Here is a 19,687-nt window from a genome sequence, read left to right as displayed (position 1 = left end):
TTATTCATGTTCCTACCTTAGCGCGCCTGCAATTGTTTGCCGCGTGTTTCTGGCAGGCTTAGCGCTGCCACGATCACCACGCCATAGGACACGGCCGAGAACAAGCCGATACCCAGGCCCAGCGGCACCTGCTGCCCCAGCATACCAATCAGCAGCGGGAACAGCGCCGCGACGATCTTGCCGACGTTGTAGCAAAAGCCCTGCCCCGAACCGCGCACGCGCGTGGGAAACAGCTCGGTCAGAAAGGCCCCCATGCCGCTGAAGATGCCCGAGGCGAAAAAGCCCAGCGGGAAGCCCAACCACAGCATCACCCCATCACTGACGGGCATTTGCGTGTACAGCAGCACGATGACGAACGAGCCTACGGCGAACAGGATGAAATTCTTTTTGCGCCCTAGCAGGTCGGACAGGTAGGCGCTGATCACGTAGCCCACGTAGGAGCCTACGATCACCATCGCCAGGTAGCCGCCGGTACCCAGCACGCTCAGCCCGCGTTCGTTCTTCAGAAACGTGGGCAGCCAGGCGGTGATTGCGTAGTAGCCGCCCAGTGCGCCAGTGGTCAGCAGCGAGGCGCGCACGGTGGTCCAGAGCAGACCGGGGGCGAAGATTTCGTAGAAGTGCGATGGCGCCTCGGTGTCTTCGGCTGCCTTGGCCTGGCGGTAGACCTCCGGGTCTTTCACCAGCCGCCGAACGAAGATCACGAACACGGCCGGCACCAGCCCCAGTAAAAACAGCGCTCGCCAGGCCTGCTCCTGCGGCAACCAAGTGAAGAGCAGCGCGTACAGGATGGCCGTCAGCCCCCAACCAATGGCCCAGCCTGACTGCACCATGCCCACTGCCTTGCCGCGGTCTTGGGCACGGATAACCTCGCCGATGAGCACCGCGCCTGCCGTCCACTCACCGCCGAAGCCAAAACCCATGAGGGTCCTGGCGATCAGCAGTTGCTCATAGTTCTGGGCAAAGCCGCAGAGGAAGGTGAAGAAGGCGAACCACAGCACCGTCAGTTGCAGGGTGCGGACCCGGCCGATGCGGTCGGAGAGAATGCCGGCCACCCAGCCACCGATGGCCGAAGCGACCAGGGTACTGGTGTGAATAAGCCCAGCCTCGGTGGTGGTGATGCCCCATAGCATGATCAGCGTGGGGATGACGAAGCTCAGCATCTGCGTGTCCATGCCGTCCAGGCCATAGCCGATCTTGCAGCTCCAGAAGGTGCGCCGTTGTTGCTGATCGATGTCGCGGTACCAGGCAAAAGGCCCGGAGGAGGATGGGGAACTGACCTGCTGCTGCGTGCCGGTGGGGTTCATGGATGCCTCGGCTTGTTGGTATTGTTTTATGGGGCGACAGCAAAGGTCGCGGCCTGGGCTTCATGTTCAGAGCACGCGGCGCTGACGTCCAACGAGAAAAACCCTGGGTCTGGAACAAGAAAAACCGATCATGAACCTTCGCTTTCTCGAAACGTTCGTCTGGGTCGCTCGTCTCAAGAGCTTCCGCCTGACCGCGCAGAAGCTGTTCACCACCCAAGCGTCAGTGTCCAGCCGTATCGCGGCGCTGGAGGCCGACCTGGGCGTCAAGCTGCTGTTGCGCGACTCGCGCGGGGTCAGCCTGACTCCGGAAGGCAGCAAGGTGCTTGAACATGCCGAGCGCATGCTGGAAACCGCCAAGGCGCTCAAACAGTCGCTGGACAGCGACCGGGCCAAGGTCGGGCGTATTCGTCTCGGGGTGATGGACACGGTCATTCATACCTGGATGAGCGCGCTGGTGGCCGAATTGACCGAGCGCTATCCGCAGGTGGAAATCGAACTCATCGCCGACACGGCGCTGAACCTGCGCGAACAACTGCACAAGGGTTTTTTGGACGTTATCGTGCAAACAGACTTACTGCGCGAGCCCTCGATCCGCAGCCTGGATCTGGCGCGCTACCCGATGGGCTGGATAGTCGCGGCAGGCTCGCACCTGCACAGGGACTACACGTCACTGATCGAGTTGGGGCGCGAGCGCATCGTGACCTTCTCGAAGAATTCACGGCCGCATCAGGAAGTGCTGGCCTTGTTGCAAGGTGCCGGGGCGCAAACGCCGCGGCTGAACTGCGTCAATTCGGTAGCGGCTATTACCCGCTTGTTGCGCGACGGTTTTGGCATTGGGGCCTTGCCGCCTGCCCTGGTAGAGGCCGAACTGAACCAGGGTGACCTGGTGCTGCTGGCTGGGCTTGAGCCCCCGCCGAGCCTGGAACTGGTGGTGGCCTGGCAGACCGGGGTGGCGTTGGTGGAGGAAGTGGTTGGAGTTTGTCGGCAGGTACTGGAGCGCTATGCACAGGATGTGGGCGGGCAACGGATCGTGCTGGTGCCGGGGACTATGGGCTGAGGGTTTGTAGCCCGATTTGGAATGGGGCCAGCCCAGGACCGGATGGGAGCGTAGCGCACTCCCGCTCATGCAGGGTGTCAGGACTTCACCTAACGCCAACTCTCTTTCACCGCCCCACGTCGCCCACCCAGTATCAGCCGACCTATGCCCAACAACAGGCTTTCAACCACGAACGCCAGCACGAACCCGGCACCGACGCCCCAGCCGATGGCCTCAGGCGCCAGCAGAATCTGATAGCCGTAGCCGTTGAGCGTTTCTTCTCGCAGCCGCGGGTCGGCTTGCACCAGGACGTGCCAGGTACGCTGCGCCCATGAACCTTGCAGCGCTTGCCATTCGTCTTCAAGCAGCTGGTTGCGAATCATCAGGCTTTCGATGCTGTTGGCGTCACTGAGAAAGACCGGGTCGTCACTGCTGCGGTAGTGTCGCAACAAGGCTTGCAGATCGCCGTTGAAAAAGCGCTCGGCTGTCTGGCGGAAGCCGTCCAGCGCCTCGCGTGATTCAAACAGGTGCGCCTCCACGCGCTGGCTGTAATCCTTGACCAGCCCCGGGACCTGGATGCCGGCCAATAGCCCGAAGGTGAACAGCAGCAACCGCAGGTAACTTCTGAACATGCAGCATCCTTAGCTTTGTCCGTGCGCGGTGCACTCGCCGTGCCGCCACAGGGCCCACTGACCTGGCGCGTAGCGGTTCCAGGTTTCGTTCTCGGTCAAGGCCTCGGTGGCGATCACCGTGACCACGTCGTTGGGGGTGGTTTGGGTATGGAAATCGACGATCAGGTCGACATCCTTCAGCCGTGCCGCGCCAAACGGCGCGCGACGGGTAATGTGGACCAGCTTCGTCGAACAGAAGCAGAACAGCCAGTCACCATCGCTGAGCATGCAGTTGAACACGCCGCGGGCGCGATAACCGGCACAGGCTTCGACCAGCACCGGCAGTAACTGTTCCACCGGCACCGGCTCCGGGAAGGCGCCGCGGATGCGATTGAGCAGGTCACAGAAGGCCGCCTCGCTGTCGGTATCGCCAATAGGCTGGTAAAAGCTCGTGGAGCCGGTGAAGTCACCCAGCTGGCCGTTGTGGGCAAAGCACCAGTTGCGCCCCCACATCTCGCGCATGAAGGGGTGGGTGTTGGCCAGGCAGACCTTGCCCACATTGGCCTGGCGGATGTGGCCGATCACTACTTCGCTCTTGATCGGGTAGCGCCTTACCAGGTTGGCCACCTCGGACTCGCTGCTGGCGGCGGGGTCCTGGAACAGGCGCAGGCCGCGCCCTTCGTAGAAGCCGATGCCCCAGCCGTCACGGTGCGGGCCAGTGCGACCGCCGCGCTGTATCAGGCCGGTGAAGCTGAAGACGATGTCGGTGGGGACGTTGGCACTCATGCCCAGCAGTTCGCACATGGCGGTGTCTCCGTTTACAGGCGGGGCTCGACCCGGCCGGCGCCAGCAGGCAGCACAGGCGGGTCGTCACGGTAACGATCGCCACGCTCGGCGGCCAAGGGCTCCCCCGGCGCCAGCGCCTGCGCTTCGGCGGCCTCGCGCTGGGCGGCGGCTTCGGCCCGCAGGCGGCGCTCGCGGGCGCGTTTCTCCAGCGGCCAACGCACTAGCACAAACAGAAAATACAGCACGAAGGCGATCATGCCGTACATGGCGAAGTCCGACACTGCGCGCCAGGCGTTGTTGCCCACCTTGAAGGCGACATCCAGCACCGTGATGGCAATGGCCGGGGCGAAGCTGTCCTTGACCGGGTCGACCACGGTCGGCGTAAACAGCAGCACCGCCAGCACGACGCGCAGCGGTTCGCGCAGCCAGCGCCACATCCAGCCGGTGAGCTTGAAGCCCACCAGAAGGCAGCCCAGGGCGGCCACGGCGTAGAGGCCCCAGGCCAGGGTGTAGTCGTTCTCGATCATGGTAATCGTGCAAGCCAGGCAAAGAGGTGCCTATGATAAACACATTTCCTGGCGCACACAGTGTTTGCCTGTACCGGTGCGCCGCCGAAGCTGCCGGTAGCGCCCCTCAAGAACCGAGAGAAATTCGATGCCAAGCACCCACTTGCCGCCCCTGGCCAGAGCCGACGATGCGACCGACCCCTACGCGTGGTTGCAACAGCGTGACGATCCCCAGGTACTGGCTTACCTCGAAGCGGAAAATGCCTATCAGCAAGCCTGTCTGGCCGATCAGGCCCCCTTGCGCGAACAGTTGTTCGAGGAGATCAAAGGTCGCATCCAGGAAACCGATCTGTCCCTGCCATCGCCGTGGGGGCCCTACCTGTACTACACCCGCACCACCGCAGGCGATGAATACCCCCGCCATTATCGCTGCCCACGCCCTGCCGATGATTCCAACACGGTCGATGAAGGCCTGGAGCAACTGTTGCTCGACCCGAACGCCCTGGCAGGCGGCGGCTTTCTCTCGCTGGGGGCGTTCAACGTCAGTCCCGACCATCGCCTGTTGGCCTATAGCCTGGACACCAGCGGCGACGAAATCTACACCTTGTACATCAAGGATCTGGCCACGGGCGATGTAACGACCCTGCCCTTCGACGACTGCGATGGCAGCCTGACCTGGGCCAATGACAGCCGTACGCTGTTCTTTGCCGAACTCGACGATACCCACCGCCCTTGGCGGCTGTACCGGCATACGTTGGGTCAGGAAGGTGCCCAGCGGGTATTCGAGGAGCCCGATGGCCGGTTCTTCCTGCACTGTTACCGCACCAGCTCCGAACGCCAGTTGGTGCTGCTGCTCAACAGCAAGACCACCAGCGAAGCCTGGGTGCTGGACGCGGCCACGCCGCAAGCGCCGTTCACCTGCCTGGCACCGCGTGTGGAAGGCCATGAGTACTTCCCCGATCATGGCCTGCTCGATGGGCAGTGGCGATGGTTCATCCGCACCAACCAGGACGGTATCAACTTCGCCCTGTATCACGCCCCGGCCGACCCCGTGCCAAGCCGTGCCCAGTGGCAACGGCTGGTCGCCCATCGCGATGACATCATGCTTGAAGGACTGAGCCTCAATGCCAGCGCATTGACCCTGAGCCTGCGTGATGGCGGGTTGCCGATCATCGAAGTGCGCCCACAGGGGCTGTCGCCCTACCGGGTGGATTTACCCGACGCGGCCTACAGCCTGTACGTGCAGGACAGCCTGGAATTCGACAGCCCTCGGGTACGCTTGCGCTACGAAGCGCTGAACCGGCCGGCCCAGGTACGTCAGCTGGCGCTGGCCACTGGCGCGCAGGAGGTGCTCAAGCAGACGCCGGTGCTGGGGCCCTTCAATGCCGACGCCTATGTCAGCGAGCGCCTGTGGGCCACCGCGGCAGACGGTACCCAAGTGCCGATCAGCCTGGTGCGACGGCGCCAGGATGTGGGTCGCACCACACCGCTCTACCTGTACGGGTACGGGGCCTATGGCGAGAGCCTGGACCCATGGTTCTCCCATGCGCGGCTGAGCCTGCTGGAACGTGGTGTAGCGTTTGCCATCGCCCATGTGCGCGGCGGCGGCGAGCTGGGCGAGGCCTGGTACCGTGCCGGCAAGCAGGAACACAAGCACAATTCCTTCAGCGATTTCATCGCGTGCGCCGAACACCTGATCAACGCAGGCGTGACATCCTCTGCAACCCTGGCCATCAGTGGGGGCAGTGCCGGCGGGCTGCTGATCGGCGCCGTGTTGAACCTGCGTCCCGAGCTGTTTCGCTGCGCCATCGCCGAGGTGCCCTTCGTGGATGTGCTCAACACCATGCTCGACCCTGAGCTGCCGTTGACGGTGACCGAGTATGACGAATGGGGCAATCCCGCGGAGCCTGAGGTGTACGAGCGCATCAAGGCCTATGCGCCGTATGAGAACGTGAAAGCCCAGCCCTACCCGGCCATGCTGGTGGTGGCAGGCTACAACGACAGCCGAGTGCAGTACTGGGAAGCGGCCAAGTGGGTCGCCCGCCTGCGTACGCGCAAGACCGATGACAACCTGCTGCTGCTCAAGACCGAGATGGGTGCCGGGCATGGGGGTATGAGCGGGCGCTACCAGGGGTTGAAGGACGTGGCCTTGGAGTATGGGTTTGTGCTGGGTGAGCTGGGGGTTGTCTGAGGCGCCGGGCTGTTTTGTGCGCGCAGCGGCCCCAGCGATCTGAGTTCATGCATGACGGCAAGCCGCAAGGCGAGGTGTGGACGGCCGCCTTCGATCACTCCTGATCCCGCCCCGGCTTCTCTAGATCCTGCCGCAACCCTGGCAGTGGCTGGTCCTTGGGCGGGCCGGGCACTGGCATTGGCGGTAGCAAGGGTGCCCCTTGGGAGGTGCCGGTGGCTTTGGGCGGGCTGCTTGGGGTGATCTGCGGATACGGCGTGGGGGTGGGTGTACCCGGCGCACCGGGTACAGGCGTGGTCAACCGCGGCGGCGTGCTGGCAGCGTGAGCCGCAGGCACGCCCGCCACCAAGACCACGGCGAGAATCGCAGCAAGCATCGGCAACCTCCTGTTCAGAATCTTCCTACAGGCTACGCCCATATGACATTTTTCGCCTGTGCGGCGATCATGCAGCCGCGCTAGACTCGACGGCATAACCGTCATTTGCCTGATCAGAACGAAGGAAACACCATGACCTCCTCTACTTCCGCTGCCACTGCGCGCCTGGACCGCATCCTCGCCGATGCCAAGCGCGACAAGGAAATGGGCTACCGCGACAAGGCCCTGAGGATGTACCCGCACGTGTGCGGGCGTTGTGCACGCGAGTTCGCCGGCAAGCGCCTGAGTGAGCTTACCGTGCACCACCGTGACCACAACCACGACAACAACCCCCAGGACGGCTCCAACTGGGAGCTGCTGTGCCTGTACTGCCATGACAACGAACACTCGCGCTACACCGATCAGCAATACTTCAGCGAAGGCTCCACCAGCACCCCAAGCATTGCCAAGGCTACCCACAACCCGTTCGCGGCACTGGCAGGCATGCTGAAGAAGGACTGACCAGCAGCCCCCCACCATGACCGGGCAACCCGTATAATCGCGTCTTTTTTGCGAAGGGCCCCGGTTCGTGGCTAACAAACGATACAGTTGCATCGGCCTGTTCAACCCCAAGTCGGCCGAAAACGTAGGCTCGGTAATGCGTGCGGCTGGCTGCTACGGGGTCAACTCGGTGTTCTATACCGGCAAGCGCTACGAGCGCGCGCGGGACTTCGTGACCGACACCAAGCGCGTGCACTACGACATTCCACTGATCGGCATCGATGACCTGCAACGCATCATCCCGCTGGGCTGTACCCCGGTGGCCGTGGAACTGGTCGAAGGCGCCCGCCCCCTGCCCGACTACACCCACCCGGACCGCGCCATCTACATCTTCGGCCCCGAAGACGGCAGCCTCAGCCCTGAAGTGAGGGCTTGGTGCGAGGAAACCATCTACATTCCCACCACCGGCTGCATGAACCTGGCGGCCACGGTGAACGTGGTGCTGTACGACCGTCTGGCCAAGGGCCTGAATACCCGCTCGGGCCCAAAGTTCAAGTGATGCGTGCGCTGTCATGACCGCCAGGAGGTTCGCCTGGCACATCGAGTGAACGTCGCCGGCCGCAGGCAGGTCAGCTGCTTACACATCACCAAGAGGGCTTACCAATGCTTGATAATCACTCTGATGCACCGTTGCAGGAAAAGAACGTCCATGGCATGGAACGCGCCACTTCGTTGGCCGGCGGTGCTTTGCTGGTGGGCAAAGGGCTGAGCCAGGGCGGTATCGTAGGGCTGTTCAAGATAGCCGTCGGTGGCCTGGCGCTGGTGCGCGGTTTCACTGGGCATTGCGCCACCAAGGCGTGGTTGCAGCACCACCGCGATCAGTACAACCAGCTGAAATCGGACCTCAAGCGTACTGGGGACGAGCTGACTGCACTGAAGGACAGTGCCAAAGCGGCCACCGAAGGCGTGACAGTGACCGGCAAGGATCCTGTCGCTGGGGTGTGATGCCCTGGACTGTATCCTGGTCTTGCCGTGGCGGCGTTGCGGCAAGGCGTCTACTTGACGGCTGCGGTTTGGTGTAGTGCTCACACATTCGATTTGAGGGCACCCGGGGCGACGTGCCTTCGGTCAGGGCCTGCGCCAGAGGCTCACGCATTCAACTTCGTAGCACATATCGCCGGGGCCGCTTCGCGCCCCATCGCGGCACAAGGGCCGCTCCTACACTGGAAGCCGTAGCTCAAACCCTGTAGGGGCGGTCCTTGTGCGGCGATAGGCTGCGCAGCAGACCCATAATCTGAGATTCCATACTGCTGGAACCGTTTTACGGATCCGATGACCTTCAAAAGTTGCGCAACACGTGGCTCCCACCGGGCATTGTGTAGCGCATCAATGCAGTACCTTGCTCTGCAACGCCTCCGACCGACGTCCGAGTACGTTTTCGCTGATCTGCACGAAGTCCTCGAGGCTGACGCTGGGCAGTCGCATCAGCCCGCGCGCCACGTCGTCGAGCGATTGCCGGGCCTGGGTATGAATACGGATCTCCTTGTCCAGTGCCTGCAACAGCATCACCCCTCGCGCCACCTGGGCAGGCGTCGCCTGGTGCCCCTTGAGGTGCTTGACGCTTGCGCCCTGTTTGCTCAAGCGCGCCTGCCAGGCCTGATAACGATCATCACTCATGCCACCTGATCGGCGCAGCAGCTCGGTGGCGTAGTAGTCGGTCAAGCTCTCGATCAACCAGTCATTGCCCTCACGCCCACGCAGCTGAGTGAACAACTGGACCACTTCGCGCAGCAGCGGGCTGCTGCCGCTCTCGCTGACCATGGCCTGGCCACTGTGCAGGTAGAGCGAGCCGTGGGCTGCCATCGCCCCGCGCCACATGTGGTCGCGTGCGCCCACCACCAGCAGTTTGGGCGGGTTTCTCGGGAAGGTGGCCTGCAGTTGCGGCCAGATGTAGGTCAGCAAGGTCAGGTTGTCCATGCGGCGCATCCCTTCCCCAACCGGCGCCGCCACCGTCACGTCGGTTTCGCCCAGGCGCGCACGGCGGCTACCCAGGTTGCCAGCCAGCATCCAGCCCGTGGGGCGGTCGAACAGGCGCGAGACGTTGTCGATGCGGAACTTGTCCTTGCCAATACGTGGCCAGGCGGTCTCGACGCTTTTCCAGCCTTCGGGCAGGTCGAATGCCAGGCGGGCGACCAACTCGGTGCCGTCCTGCTGGTCCAGCCGACCGGGTGGGACCAGTTGGTCGCCCATGAACAGTGCCCAGTGCGCTGTCATGCGGGTGTTGTACACCCCAGGCCCGTGGAGCTGGTTCAACTGCACGCGGTAGCTCAGGCTGGTCTTGCCGGGCGCTGGCTGCCATACCCCGCGCTGGCCGCGAAGCTGCCAGTGGCCATCTGCTTGGAAGCCGCTGTAGGCCCCCGCCTTGCCCAGGTCGAAGTCCAAACTGCGCACAGCACTGCCATCGGCCAGCGTAAGGCGCACTTCGGCCTGCCCGGTCGCAGGCAACAGCCGAACCTGATAGTCAAGATCGACTTTCTTCGCCCAGGCCGGTGCCCCCGCCATCAACCCCAACACGGCCACCAGCACACTCAAACGGCTACGCATACCGACACTCCTTGTTCACCAGCGGGTAAAGCGCCTGGTTAGCTGGCGCGAAAGATCAGGTGGTCTTCCCAGTCGTCCTCGTGCACGTCACGCTCGCTGAGCATGCGCCCTGCCTGGGAGATGCGCTGCTCATGCACTTGCTGACGGTCACCGCATACCAGGTGGTGCCAGACCGGCAAGTCCTTGCCTTCGCTGACCAGGCGGTAACCGCAAGTCGCTGGCAACCAACGAAACTGGTCAGCCTTGCCCGGGGTGAGCTGAATGCAGTCGGGCACCTGGGCGAAGCGATTGGGATAGTCGCTGCACTGGCAAGTGTCGAGGTCCAGCAACTTGCAGGCGATGCGGGTGTAGTAGACGCTGTTGTCGTCCTCGTCCTCGAGCTTTTGCAAGCAGCACAGCCCGCAGCCGTCGCACAGCGACTCCCATTCCTGCGGGTTGAGTTGCTCTAGGGTCTTGCGCCGCCAGAACGGGGCGTTATCAGCGATCATGACGCGATTTCCTGCAAGGGATCAGCAGCGCGTGTCCGACATCGGGCCCGAGGCAGACAGCGCCTGAAACGGTTCGTTAAGGCGTGCAGCATGGAGCTGGTGGCCGTGGCGGCGCCAGTCTAGGGCCTGGCATGCAGCAATACCAGACCGCTTGTCAGCCGTGCTCGAACTCAGGCCCATAGCAGGGTGATACGCCTGAAGGGCACCCCGAGGGCGCCACCAGCGGGCAGCGCGCTCTGATACAGGCCGGTCGATCAATACCCGCGGTCGAAGTTCACCTCGCCACGCAGCGCCTGGTCGGCTTCGAACGCCTGCAGGTTGTCGAGGAACAACCGCACCATGGCCGCAGGCGTGGTGGGCGCTGCGCTGTGTCCGGTCAGCAACAGGCCCCAGGCGGTCCAGAATGGATGCTGCCTGGGCAGAGGTTCCTGGCGGCATACGTCGATCACCGCCCCGGCCAGGTGCCCCTCTTTCAGCGCCTCCACCAGGTCGGCGTCGACGACAGCCACACCGCGCCCGGCATTGATGAACAACGCAGTTGGCTGGAAACGCCGGAACATCGCCGCGTCAAAGATATCGTGCGTGGCCGGCGTGTCGGGCAGCAGGTTCAGCACATAGTCGACCTCGCCCACCAGGCGCGCGAGATCGTCCAGGGCTGCTACCTCGGCGAATGGCGGCTGTTCACGGGCCTGGCTGGCCACACCGTACAGCACCACCCCGAACGGGCGCAGGAACTCGGCCACGGCCTGGCCGATATCGCCGGTGCCGACGATCAATACCTTGCGGCCCTGCAGCGAGCAACCAGGGCGCTCATCCCAGCGCCGCTCCACCTGGCTGACCAGGCGCGACAGGACGTGCCGTTCATGGCCCAGCATGTAGGTGAGCATGTATTCGGCCATGACCTGGCCGAAAATGCCCACAGCGCGGGTCAGGCGATACGCGCGGGGCAGCCCCGTGGCCAGCAGTGGCGTGATGCCGGCCCAGGTCGACTGCATCCAGTGGGGGCGATGCCCCTGGCGCAACAAGCTGGCCAGCAGGTCGGGCTGGCCGAGCCAGACCGGGCACTGTGGCGCCAGCCGGGCCAATTGCGCGGAATCGTCGCTGGTCAGGACTTCAAGGTGCGGTGCCGCCTGGTGCAACAGGTCGGCGTAGCGGGCGTGGTCATGCTCGGCAATCAGTACGCGCATGATCAGGCGGGATCGTTTCGGTGCAGCAACTCGTCGGGCAGGTGCTCGATGTACTCGTCATCCGGCGGCGGCATCTGCAGGTGATAACCCTGATTGTCGAGGTTCTCCAGCACCTTGGTGATGTCTTCGCGGGCCAGCTTGCGTTCGGGGCTGAGCACCAGGTCGAAGGCGTGCTGGGGCGTGCCGAAGAACGGCAGCAAGCCTTCGGGTACGCGTTGCAAGCCATCGGCCTTGAGCACGTACAGGTACATTTCGTTCTTGCGGGGGCTCTTGTAGATCGAGCAGATGCGTTTCATTGAGGGTCTCCGGCACCGGCCAGGCTGTCCAGCAGTGCCTGGCCCATCCGCTCACGGCGCCAGCCGCGCAGCGAATCGGGCAAGGTGTAAGGGCCGTCGGGGTAACCGCTTTTGAGCAGGGCCTCGAGGGTTTTCTTGCGCAGCATCAGCTCGGGCGCGATGCCCAGCCGTTGCCCTTCGGCCTGACCGACGGCGCGCAGTTGCTTGAGAATGCCCGAGGCTTCGATCGGCAGCGGCTCAGGCAATGGCTCGGGCCATTGTTCGGCCGGAAGGCTAGCGGCGTGCTTGATCAGTTGCAGCAAGGCTTCGCCATCTTGGCGCAAGGTGCGCGGGTGCATGTCGTCGATGCGGGCCAAGGCCGCCAGGTTGGTCGGCTGGCTCTTGGCGATGGGCCACAGTGCATGCTCCTTGAGGATGCGGTTACGCGGAACATCACGCAGGCGGGCCTCGCGCTCGCGCCAGGCGCACAGGGCGCGCAGTACCGCCAACTGCTGGGGCGACAGCTTCCACGCCAGCTTGACCTCACGGTACAGGCTGTCTGGCTGTACCTCGCGGCGCAACTGGGCCACCAGTTCAGCACCGTCTTCCAACACCCAGGCGTACTTGTCGTCGGACAGGCGCGCATGCAAGGCGCTGAACAGCTCGGCCAGGTGCACGGCGTCCTCGGCGGCATAGCTGACCTGGGTCTCGGACAGTGGGCGTTGCAACCAGTCGGAGCGGGTCTCGCCTTTGGGCAGGTCGATGCCCAGCACCTCCTGCACCAGCCGCGAATAGCCCATGGAGAAGCCCAGGTTGAGGTAGCCGGCGGCCAACTGGGTGTCGAACAGCGGCTGGGGCAGCTTGCCGGTCAGGCGCAGCAGCACCTCCAGGTCCTCGCTGCAGGCATGCAGCACCTTGACCACGTTACGGTCTTCGATCAGCTCGGCCAGCGGCTGCCAGTTGGCGATCAACAGCGGGTCGATCAGGAACGCGCACTTGCCATCGCCAATCTGGATCAGCCCTGCCTTGGGGTAGAAGGTATCGACGCGCATGAATTCGGTATCGACCGCGACAAACGGCAATTGGCGCCAGTCGCGGCAGTGTTCGGCCAGGCTCAGGTCGTCACGGATCCAGTGAATTTCGATGGCCACAAGGCTCTCCCACTAACATTGGCGCGCAGTATATACGGCGCGGGCACTGCTGGTGAAACCCGGGCCATCCTTGATGTCGATCAATGGTGCAATTTCACGGACTGTGCAACCAGGCCGGCGCCAAGCTCCAGGCAATATCCCCCCCACTGCGCGTTGACGGCGTTCGCCAGGCAAGCCCACCATCGCCGGCTCAGCGCCTGGCGGTGAGCCAGGGCCGGCAGCTGGCAAACAGGTCCAGGGACCGCTCGTACACCTGGGTGTGAACCTGCAACAACCCCAGCATCGAGTGGAACAGGTTGTCCTGGGACAAAGGCGCATCGTTCAACTTGGCCAGGCAACCAGTATCGACACCGAAGTCCTGCTGATAGCTGTCGGAAAACCAGGCCAGCAGCGGTACATGCTTTTGCTGTTCCGGGGCGATGGCGTACGGCGTCCCGTGCAGGAACAGGTTGTACTCGCCCAGCGATTCGCCATGGTCGGACAGGTAGATCATGGCCGTATCGACCTTGTCCTGCCGGCTGCGCAGGGTGTCGATCAGGCTGGCCAGGACCCGGTCGGTGTAGGCCAGGGTATTGTCGTAGCCATTGATGATCTGCGCCTGGCTGCACTGGTCCAGGGCATTGCTCTGGCACACCGGGGCAAAGCGCTGGTCGGCCTTGGGGTAGCGTTTGAAGTAGTCGGGGCCGTGGCTGCCCATCTGGTGCAACACCAGCACGGTGTCCTTGTCCAAGTGGTCGATCAGCTCGCCCAACCCCTGCAGCAGGATTTCGTCGTGGCACTCGCCTTCGCCGCAGAATTGCGGGTCCTTGAGCTTGCTCATATTGATGAACTGCACGCGGTCGCAGGTGCCCTTGCACCCGGACTGATTGTCGCGCCACTGCACATCCAGGCCCGCCCGCTTGAGAATATCGAGCAGCCCTTCGCGGTTCTTGGCGATGCGCGCATCGTAGGCCTTGCGGGGCATGCCGGAAAACATGCAGGGTACCGACACAGCCGTTTCAGTGCCGCAGGAATGAACGTCCGAGAACGCCAGCAACCCTTGCTCGGCGGCAAGCCTGGGGGTGGTATCGCGGTTGTAGCCCAGCACGCCGAAATGATCAGCGCGCGCGCTTTCACCCACCACCAGCACCGTCAGGGACTTGCGCTGATGGTGCTGCCAGTCCGGGGTGCGGGCGGCATCTTCGCCATAGTGGGCAAAGGGGCGTGCACTGGTGACCACGCGCTCGCTCACGTAGGCCATGGAGGCACCGACGATATTGCTGGGGGTCAGCATCAGGCGCAGTTCGTGGTGATTGCGAAACAGCGACGACAGACCCTGGTAATTGGCCAACCCTACCGAGCCCAGGCCTACCACGCAGGCCGCCGTGACCACCAGCTTGCCGAACAGCTCGCGCTGCCACGGCCGATACACCACCGGCGCTCGCCACAGCAGTACCGAGGGCAATACTCCAAGGCCAAGCATGTACAAGCCGAACTTCAGCGACAGCAGGTCGCGCACTTCTGCCACGTTGGTTTCGGCGATGTTGGCGAACATGCCTGCATCGATCAGCACGCCATAGCGGTTCATGAAATACGCCACCGCCGCACCACTGACGAACAGCAGCACCAGCAAGGGCTTGAGCACATAGCGGAAGGCAATGAGGGTAAGGATGAGGTTGAAGGCGAACAACATCAGCACCGCAAATGCCAGGGTCAACCACAGGCCGGGCAAGCCGGGGGGCACTACCTGTTCCAGGTGCTCCCAAAGAAAGACATTCAAGCCGATCAACAGGTACAGGCTGGCCAGCAGCGTGACCCATTCGGTGCGCAGGGGTTTGATGTTGAGCATTCAGGTTCGCAACCAAGAGAAGTGACCACCAGTGCCGGATGGCACTGGGAGCAAGCTGGGCGAACTCTAGAAACCGAGCCATCAATTTTCTGTGAAAAATAACGTAACAATTTAGTGAAAGCGCTGATTTCGACGCGTACCCGTCAGTCGTTCAGCAGGGGTTCAGGTTTCGCAGCCTCCCTCCCCGGGACAAACGCGGCTATCCTCAGAGGTCAGGACCTTAACCAATCCCCTGACAGAGGTGAAGAAATGCCTGTTCCGCACGATCTGCTCGCTGACTTGCACGTTACCGCTGACGCATTCCAGGCACTCATTGACAAGGACCAGACGCTGCATGGCTTGCACAAGGAGTACAACGCCAAGGACAAGGAAGTGGTCGCCGCCGAGAAGAACGGCACCAACGACGAGGCCGTTACGCGCTTGCGCCGCGAGCGGCTGCTGATTAAGGACAAGATCGAGCGCATCATCCACCCGCCCAAATAATCACCGGCCTCTTTGCAAGCGCCAGCCCGTCATCGCTTCGCATGACAGGCAGGCGCTGAACCGCTCGCCGCTACAGCCCTGCCATCATTACCCGGCCAAAGCGCCCAGCGCCGTTTCCAGGTCATCGATCAGATCGGCGACCGCCTCGATACCCACCGACAGGCGCAACAGGTTCTCACTGATGCCCATTGCCCCTTTCTGCTCGGGGCTCATGGAGCAGTGGGACATGGTCCAGGAATGGTTGATCATGCTTTCGACCCCACCCAGCGAATCGGCCAGCACGAAAATCTGCAGCGCTTCGACCAGCCGATTGAGCGCCGCCCGATCACCCTTGACCTTCATGGCAACCACCGCCCCGCCGCTGCGCATCTGACGCTTGCACAGTTCATGCTGCGGATGGCTTGGCAGCCCTGGGTAGTACACCTGCTCGACCTGCGGGTGGCCCTCGAGCCTGCGGGCCACTTCCAGCGCGTTGGCACACTGGCGCTCCATGCGCACGTCCAGGGTCTTGAGGCCGCGCAACGCCAGGTAGCAATCGAACGGCCCTTGCACCGCGCCGATGGCCATGCTGATGCGGCGCAGCTGTCGGTGCAGGTCTTCGCTGGCCGCCACCACCACCCCACCGGTGAGATCGGAATGGCCACCGATGTACTTGCTGGCCGAGTGCATGACCAGGTCCACGCCCAGGGTGATCGGGCGCTGGTTCCACGGTGAGCAGAAGGTATTGTCGATGCAGGTCAGGATGCCCCGGGTGCGGGCAAAGTCGCATACGGCCTTGATGTCGACCAGGTGCAGCAACGGGTTGGTCGGTGATTCGATCCAGATCAGCCGGGTTTCGGGCTTGATGGCAGCAGCCACGGCATCGAGGTCGTTGAGGTCGACGTACGTGGTGGTCAGGCCGGACGTGCGGCTGCGGTAGTCCTCCAGAATTCGGAAGGTGCCGCCGTATACACCGTTCATCACCACCACATGGGCGTCCTTGGGCAGCAGTTCGAGCACGGTGGCCGTGGCATTCACCCCTGACGCACAGGCCACCGCCCCTACGCCTTCCTCCAGGGCTGCAACACAGGTCTCGTAGGCGTGGCGGGTGGGGTTGCCTACGCGGCTGTAGGAGTAGTCCGGCGTGTCGTCCAGGCCGCGCTTGATGAACGAACTGGCCGTGACGATGGCTGGAAAAATGGCATTGTCGGCGACTTCGAACTGCTCGCCGGCATGAATGGTTCGGGTGGCGAAATGGCGCGGCTTGTCGGACATGGTCGGGCTCGTTGGCAGAGGTAAGGTTGCCACTATCGCACAACGCAAAAGCCCTGACCTTGGGGTACCCTGTGAAAACTTCTTCGCCACGGCCCATGCACTCTATGGACAGCTTCGACCGACACATTCTGACCCTCTTGCAGCGCGATGCCGCGCTCTCGCTCAAGGCCTTGGCCGAGGCCGTCAACCTGTCCACCACCCCTTGCTGGAAGCGAGTCAAGCGCCTGGAAGACGAAGGCTATATCGTCGGTCGTGTGGCCCTGCTGGATCCTGGCCTGCTAGGGCTGGGCCTGACCGTGTTCGTGCAGGTCAAGACCCAGCGCCATGACAGTGCATGGCTGGAGCAGTTCGCCGCCACGGTCACGGCGTTCGAGGAGGTGATGGAGTGCTACCGCATGTCCGGCGACTGGGACTACATGCTGCGGGTGGTGGTAGGCGATATCGCGGCGTATGACCGGTTCTACAAGAAGCTGATTACCAGCACCGATGGGTTGTCCAACATTACCTCGAGCTTTGCCATGGAGCAGATGAAGTACACCACGGCCTTTCCAGTGAACCGCGGTTGACGCGGGTTTGCACGGGCGGCCCTGTTGCACACTGAGGCTCAGTCGGTCGCCAGGGCCGCTGCAATGCGATTATCCGCCTTGGCCTTCTCGACCTTGATCGCCACGAACTTGGAGGTCGGGGTGTAGGTCCCTTCACCATAACTTTCCAGCGGCACCAGGGGGTTGGTTTCCGGGTAATAGGCGGCAGCCTGCCCCTGCGGCACGTCATAGGCCACCAGACGAAAACCCGACACCCGTCGCTCGACGCCGTCGTCCCAGAGCGACACCAGGTCGACGTGTTCACCGGGCTCGAAGCCCATGCGCCGAATGTCGGCCTCGTTGACGAACACCACTTCGCGTAGCCCGAACACACCGCGGTAACGGTCATCCAGGCCATAGAGGGTGGTGTTGTACTGGTCATGGGAGCGCAGGGTTTGCAGGATAAGGTCCGGTTTGTCGCCACGGGCCAGCACCTGGGCGTTGACCAGTTCAGCGGGTAGCGCATTGGGGCTGAATTGCGCCTTGCCGGTGGCCGTGCGCCAGGTGCGGTCGGCAGCGTGGTTACCCAGGTGGAAGCCCCCGGGTTGCTGCAGGCGTTCGTTGAAATGTTCGAAGCCTGGAATCACGTCGGCAATCAGGCTGCGGATATGGGCATAATCGGCCACGGCGTGCTCCCAATCGATGGGGTGCTTGCCCAGGGTGGCCTGGGCCATGCCGGCAATGATCCAGGGTTCGGAGCGCATGTGGGGCGAACGTGGCCGTAGCTGGCCGTGGGAGATGTGCACCATGCTGAAGGTGTCTTCGACTGTTACACCTTGCGGCCCGCTGGCCTGCAGGTCGATTTCGGTGCGGCCCAGGCAGGGCAGGATCAAGGCATCGCCACCGGTCACCAGGTGCGAGCGGTTGAGTTTGGTGGAAATCTGCACGGTCAGTGCGCAATTGCGCAGGGCGGCATGGGTGCGTGCGGTGTCTGGGGTGGCCTGGGCAAAATTGCCCCCAAGGCCGATGAACACCTTCGCCCGACCTTCTTCCATGGCCTTGATCGCCAGTACGGCGTTGTGCCCGTGGGTGCGCGGCACCTGGAACTCGAAGCGAGCTTGCAAGGCATCGAGCAAGGCGGTCTTGGGCTTCTCGTCGATGCCCATGGTCCGGTCACCCTGCACGTTGCTGTGCCCGCGCACCGGCGAGAGCCCCGCGCCGGGTTTGCCGACATTGCCACGCAGCAATTGCAGGTTGACGATTTCCTGGACGATGGCCACCGAATGGCGATGCTGGGTAACGCCCATGGCCCAGCACATGATCACGCGCTCGGCCTTGCGGTACATGCGCGCGGCCTGTTCGATCTCGGCCTGGGTCAGCCCGGACTGCGCCACGAGGGCCGGCCAGGGTGTGGCATCCAAGGTCTGCAGGTAGGCCTCGATGCCGCTGGTGTGCTCGGCAATGAACGCATGATCGAACACCGCAGGTTCGCCCTTGGCCTTGGCTTCGCGTTCCCACTGCAGCAGGTACTTGGCGATGCCGCGCATGACCGCCATGTCCCCGCCCAGTGCCGGGCGGAAGTAGGCGGTATTGGTGGGCTCGGAGCCGTTGCTGAGCATCTCCAGGGGGTGCTGCGGGTGCTGGAAGCGCTCAAGGCCCCGCTCCTTGAGGGGGTTGAAACATACCACCTGGGCACCGCGCTTCACGGCTTCGCGCAGCGGTTCGAGCATGCGCGGGTGGTTGGTGCCAGGGTTCTGGCCAATGACGAAGATGGCGTCGGCCAGCTCCAGGTCGTGAAAGACCACGGTGCCTTTGCCTACGCCCAGGGTCTGCGCCATCCCGACGCCGCTGGCCTCGTGGCACATGTTCGAGCAGTCCGGGAAGTTGTTGGTGCCGTAGGCGCGCACGAACAACTGATAAAGGAAGGCCGCTTCGTTGCTGGCCCGGCCCGAGGTATAGAACTCGGCCTGATCGGGAGATTCCAGGGCGTGCAGGTGCTTGGCGATCAGCGCGAAGGCCTCTGCCCAGCTCGTCTCGACATAGTGGTCGGTGGCCGCGTCATAGCGCATGGGATGAGTCAGGCGGCCCTGGAACTCGAGCCAGTAATCGGTCTGATCGGCCAGGGCACTGACGCTGTAGCGGGCAAAGAAGGCCGGATCGACCGAGCGCCCGGTGGCCTCCCAATTGACGGCCTTGGCGCCGTTCTCGCAAAACTTGACCGTGTCGTTTTCCGGCGACTCGCCCCAGGCGCAACCGGGGCAGTCGAAGCCGCCATTCTGGTTGGTCTTGAGCATGGCGCGCAAATTCTTGAAGGCGTTGTCACTGCCCAGCCAGCTCTTGGTCACGCTCTTGAGCGCGCCCCAGCCGGCAGCGGCGCCTTTGTAGTCGCGGATATGTGGGTCCTGGCTCATGGGTGAAATCCTCGCCCTGCTATGGCTTTTGTCCAGCCTATGAAGCCTTGTGTAGAGCCGTCCAATCGAAAGATCCTACGAGGTGATAAGCGCCTTCGATGACCCCCGTAAACGCGGGAGCTGAGCAGTGATAGAGAGCGTTTATCGGTCAGTCGGCCAAAGCCATTTGACGGCTCGGCCCGCCAGGCGCTAGCT

General features: G+C 63.2%; 20 protein-coding genes. 7 read left to right on the top strand and 13 right to left on the bottom strand.

Annotated elements, in window-relative coordinates; all coding sequences use genetic code 11:
- Positions 1 to 17: 17 nt before the first annotated feature.
- Positions 18 to 1,304 carry an MFS transporter gene (locus FS777_RS19850; protein WP_058638059.1) on the bottom strand — a complete coding sequence of 429 codons (1,287 nt, stop codon included), beginning with the start codon at positions 1,302 to 1,304 and terminating at the stop codon, positions 18 to 20.
- 130 nt (positions 1,305 to 1,434) lie between these two features.
- Between FS777_RS19850 and FS777_RS19845 the strand changes: the two genes are divergently transcribed.
- On the top strand, positions 1,435 to 2,361 hold the full coding sequence (locus FS777_RS19845; RefSeq protein ID WP_058638058.1) for a LysR family transcriptional regulator: 927 nt from the start codon (positions 1,435 to 1,437) through the stop codon (positions 2,359 to 2,361).
- An 89-nt stretch (positions 2,362 to 2,450) separates the two neighbouring features.
- Here FS777_RS19845 and FS777_RS19840 read toward each other — a convergent pair whose 3' ends face one another.
- Genes FS777_RS19840 through FS777_RS19830 form a run of 3 tightly spaced genes read right to left on the bottom strand, consistent with a single transcriptional unit; the run spans position 2,451 to position 4,264 of the window.
- Positions 2,451 to 2,972, bottom strand: coding sequence for a DUF2937 family protein (locus FS777_RS19840; RefSeq protein ID WP_058604214.1), 522 nt, complete (start codon positions 2,970 to 2,972; stop codon positions 2,451 to 2,453).
- A gap of 9 nt (positions 2,973 to 2,981) precedes the next feature.
- Complete coding sequence (locus FS777_RS19835) at positions 2,982 to 3,755, bottom strand: class II glutamine amidotransferase (protein WP_023534887.1); 774 nt, start codon at positions 3,753 to 3,755, stop codon at positions 2,982 to 2,984.
- Positions 3,756 to 3,769: 14 nt separating this feature from the next.
- The gene (locus FS777_RS19830) at positions 3,770 to 4,264 is read right to left on the bottom strand and encodes a hypothetical protein (RefSeq protein ID WP_058638057.1); all 495 of its coding nucleotides are present in this window, start codon (positions 4,262 to 4,264) and stop codon (positions 3,770 to 3,772) included.
- Positions 4,265 to 4,391: 127 nt separating this feature from the next.
- Between FS777_RS19830 and FS777_RS19825 the strand changes: the two genes are divergently transcribed.
- On the top strand, positions 4,392 to 6,434 hold the full coding sequence (locus FS777_RS19825; RefSeq protein WP_145257261.1) for a S9 family peptidase: 2,043 nt from the start codon (positions 4,392 to 4,394) through the stop codon (positions 6,432 to 6,434).
- Positions 6,435 to 6,528: 94 nt separating this feature from the next.
- Here FS777_RS19825 and FS777_RS19820 read toward each other — a convergent pair whose 3' ends face one another.
- Positions 6,529 to 6,807 (bottom strand): hypothetical protein, encoded by a 279-nt coding sequence (locus FS777_RS19820; RefSeq protein WP_058638055.1) that lies wholly within the window; start codon positions 6,805 to 6,807, stop codon positions 6,529 to 6,531.
- A gap of 132 nt (positions 6,808 to 6,939) precedes the next feature.
- On the opposite strand from FS777_RS19820, the gene FS777_RS19815 reads away from it, so the two are divergent.
- The 3 genes from FS777_RS19815 (at position 6,940) to FS777_RS19805 (ending at position 8,292) form a co-directional block, all read left to right on the top strand.
- Positions 6,940 to 7,308, top strand: a complete 369-nt coding sequence (locus FS777_RS19815; protein ID WP_023534919.1) for a YajD family HNH nuclease — start codon at positions 6,940 to 6,942, stop codon at positions 7,306 to 7,308.
- 67 nt (positions 7,309 to 7,375) lie between these two features.
- Positions 7,376 to 7,846, top strand: a complete 471-nt coding sequence (locus FS777_RS19810) for an RNA methyltransferase (protein ID WP_033728691.1) — start codon at positions 7,376 to 7,378, stop codon at positions 7,844 to 7,846.
- Between the two features lie 104 nt (positions 7,847 to 7,950).
- The gene (locus FS777_RS19805) at positions 7,951 to 8,292 is read left to right on the top strand and encodes a DUF2892 domain-containing protein (RefSeq protein WP_058638054.1); all 342 of its coding nucleotides are present in this window, start codon (positions 7,951 to 7,953) and stop codon (positions 8,290 to 8,292) included.
- A gap of 381 nt (positions 8,293 to 8,673) precedes the next feature.
- On the opposite strand, the gene FS777_RS19800 is transcribed toward FS777_RS19805, so the two are convergent.
- From FS777_RS19800 to FS777_RS19775, 6 genes are all read right to left on the bottom strand, one after another.
- Positions 8,674 to 9,891: a hypothetical protein gene (locus FS777_RS19800; RefSeq protein WP_078478942.1), complete on the bottom strand. Its 1,218-nt coding sequence runs from the start codon at positions 9,889 to 9,891 to the stop codon at positions 8,674 to 8,676.
- Positions 9,892 to 9,929: 38 nt separating this feature from the next.
- Positions 9,930 to 10,379, bottom strand: a complete 450-nt coding sequence (locus FS777_RS19795) for a YcgN family cysteine cluster protein (RefSeq protein WP_058604209.1) — start codon at positions 10,377 to 10,379, stop codon at positions 9,930 to 9,932.
- A gap of 254 nt (positions 10,380 to 10,633) precedes the next feature.
- A complete protein-coding gene (locus FS777_RS19790; protein ID WP_078478943.1) occupies positions 10,634 to 11,566 on the bottom strand; it encodes a D-2-hydroxyacid dehydrogenase in 933 nt (310 codons plus the stop codon).
- 2 nt (positions 11,567 to 11,568) lie between these two features.
- Positions 11,569 to 11,862, bottom strand: coding sequence for a YcgL domain-containing protein (locus FS777_RS19785; protein WP_023534892.1), 294 nt, complete (start codon positions 11,860 to 11,862; stop codon positions 11,569 to 11,571).
- Positions 11,859 to 12,992 (bottom strand): ribonuclease D, encoded by a 1,134-nt coding sequence (gene rnd / locus FS777_RS19780; protein ID WP_145257258.1) that lies wholly within the window; start codon positions 12,990 to 12,992, stop codon positions 11,859 to 11,861. The genes FS777_RS19785 and rnd overlap by 4 nt, the downstream gene beginning before the upstream one ends.
- A gap of 190 nt (positions 12,993 to 13,182) precedes the next feature.
- Positions 13,183 to 14,820 carry a phosphoethanolamine transferase gene (locus tag FS777_RS19775; protein WP_078478945.1) on the bottom strand — a complete coding sequence of 546 codons (1,638 nt, stop codon included), beginning with the start codon at positions 14,818 to 14,820 and terminating at the stop codon, positions 13,183 to 13,185.
- 249 nt (positions 14,821 to 15,069) lie between these two features.
- On the opposite strand from FS777_RS19775, the gene FS777_RS19770 reads away from it, so the two are divergent.
- A complete protein-coding gene (locus FS777_RS19770) occupies positions 15,070 to 15,303 on the top strand; it encodes a YdcH family protein (RefSeq protein WP_058604205.1) in 234 nt (77 codons plus the stop codon).
- An 87-nt stretch (positions 15,304 to 15,390) separates the two neighbouring features.
- On the opposite strand, the gene FS777_RS19765 is transcribed toward FS777_RS19770, so the two are convergent.
- Positions 15,391 to 16,557, bottom strand: coding sequence for a PLP-dependent aspartate aminotransferase family protein (locus FS777_RS19765; protein ID WP_058638048.1), 1,167 nt, complete (start codon positions 16,555 to 16,557; stop codon positions 15,391 to 15,393).
- A gap of 104 nt (positions 16,558 to 16,661) precedes the next feature.
- Between FS777_RS19765 and FS777_RS19760 the strand changes: the two genes are divergently transcribed.
- Positions 16,662 to 17,123 (top strand): Lrp/AsnC family transcriptional regulator, encoded by a 462-nt coding sequence (locus tag FS777_RS19760; protein WP_023534914.1) that lies wholly within the window; start codon positions 16,662 to 16,664, stop codon positions 17,121 to 17,123.
- A 38-nt stretch (positions 17,124 to 17,161) separates the two neighbouring features.
- Here the strand turns inward: FS777_RS19760 and FS777_RS19755 are convergent, their stop codons facing one another.
- Complete coding sequence (locus tag FS777_RS19755; protein ID WP_058638047.1) at positions 17,162 to 19,492, bottom strand: FdhF/YdeP family oxidoreductase; 2,331 nt, start codon at positions 19,490 to 19,492, stop codon at positions 17,162 to 17,164.
- Between the last annotated feature and the right edge of the window lie 195 nt (positions 19,493 to 19,687).

This window comes from Pseudomonas sp. DE0157 (assembly GCF_007678615.1).
In the GTDB taxonomy this organism is placed as follows: Bacteria; Pseudomonadota; Gammaproteobacteria; order Pseudomonadales; family Pseudomonadaceae; genus Aquipseudomonas; species Aquipseudomonas parafulva_B.
The sequence above is the reverse complement of the archived record's forward strand: the minus strand, read 5'-3'. Positions and strand labels throughout refer to the sequence as shown.

Coding starts and splice junctions, on each gene's coding strand:
- FS777_RS19850 (WP_058638059.1), bottom strand. CDS start 1,304: ATGAACCCCACCGGCACGCAGCAGCAGGTCAGTTCCCCATCCTCCTCC.
- FS777_RS19765 (WP_058638048.1), bottom strand. CDS start 16,557: ATGTCCGACAAGCCGCGCCATTTCGCCACCCGAACCATTCATGCCGGC.
- FS777_RS19795 (WP_058604209.1), bottom strand. CDS start 10,379: ATGATCGCTGATAACGCCCCGTTCTGGCGGCGCAAGACCCTAGAGCAA.
- FS777_RS19815 (WP_023534919.1), top strand. CDS start 6,940: ATGACCTCCTCTACTTCCGCTGCCACTGCGCGCCTGGACCGCATCCTC.
- FS777_RS19820 (WP_058638055.1), bottom strand. CDS start 6,807: ATGCTTGCTGCGATTCTCGCCGTGGTCTTGGTGGCGGGCGTGCCTGCG.
- FS777_RS19785 (WP_023534892.1), bottom strand. CDS start 11,862: ATGAAACGCATCTGCTCGATCTACAAGAGCCCCCGCAAGAACGAAATG.
- FS777_RS19845 (WP_058638058.1), top strand. CDS start 1,435: ATGAACCTTCGCTTTCTCGAAACGTTCGTCTGGGTCGCTCGTCTCAAG.
- FS777_RS19790 (WP_078478943.1), bottom strand. CDS start 11,566: ATGCGCGTACTGATTGCCGAGCATGACCACGCCCGCTACGCCGACCTG.
- FS777_RS19760 (WP_023534914.1), top strand. CDS start 16,662: ATGGACAGCTTCGACCGACACATTCTGACCCTCTTGCAGCGCGATGCC.
- FS777_RS19830 (WP_058638057.1), bottom strand. CDS start 4,264: ATGATCGAGAACGACTACACCCTGGCCTGGGGCCTCTACGCCGTGGCC.
- FS777_RS19825 (WP_145257261.1), top strand. CDS start 4,392: ATGCCAAGCACCCACTTGCCGCCCCTGGCCAGAGCCGACGATGCGACC.
- FS777_RS19840 (WP_058604214.1), bottom strand. CDS start 2,972: ATGTTCAGAAGTTACCTGCGGTTGCTGCTGTTCACCTTCGGGCTATTG.
- FS777_RS19775 (WP_078478945.1), bottom strand. CDS start 14,820: ATGCTCAACATCAAACCCCTGCGCACCGAATGGGTCACGCTGCTGGCC.
- FS777_RS19800 (WP_078478942.1), bottom strand. CDS start 9,891: ATGCGTAGCCGTTTGAGTGTGCTGGTGGCCGTGTTGGGGTTGATGGCG.
- FS777_RS19755 (WP_058638047.1), bottom strand. CDS start 19,492: ATGAGCCAGGACCCACATATCCGCGACTACAAAGGCGCCGCTGCCGGC.
- FS777_RS19770 (WP_058604205.1), top strand. CDS start 15,070: ATGCCTGTTCCGCACGATCTGCTCGCTGACTTGCACGTTACCGCTGAC.
- FS777_RS19805 (WP_058638054.1), top strand. CDS start 7,951: ATGCTTGATAATCACTCTGATGCACCGTTGCAGGAAAAGAACGTCCAT.
- FS777_RS19835 (WP_023534887.1), bottom strand. CDS start 3,755: ATGTGCGAACTGCTGGGCATGAGTGCCAACGTCCCCACCGACATCGTC.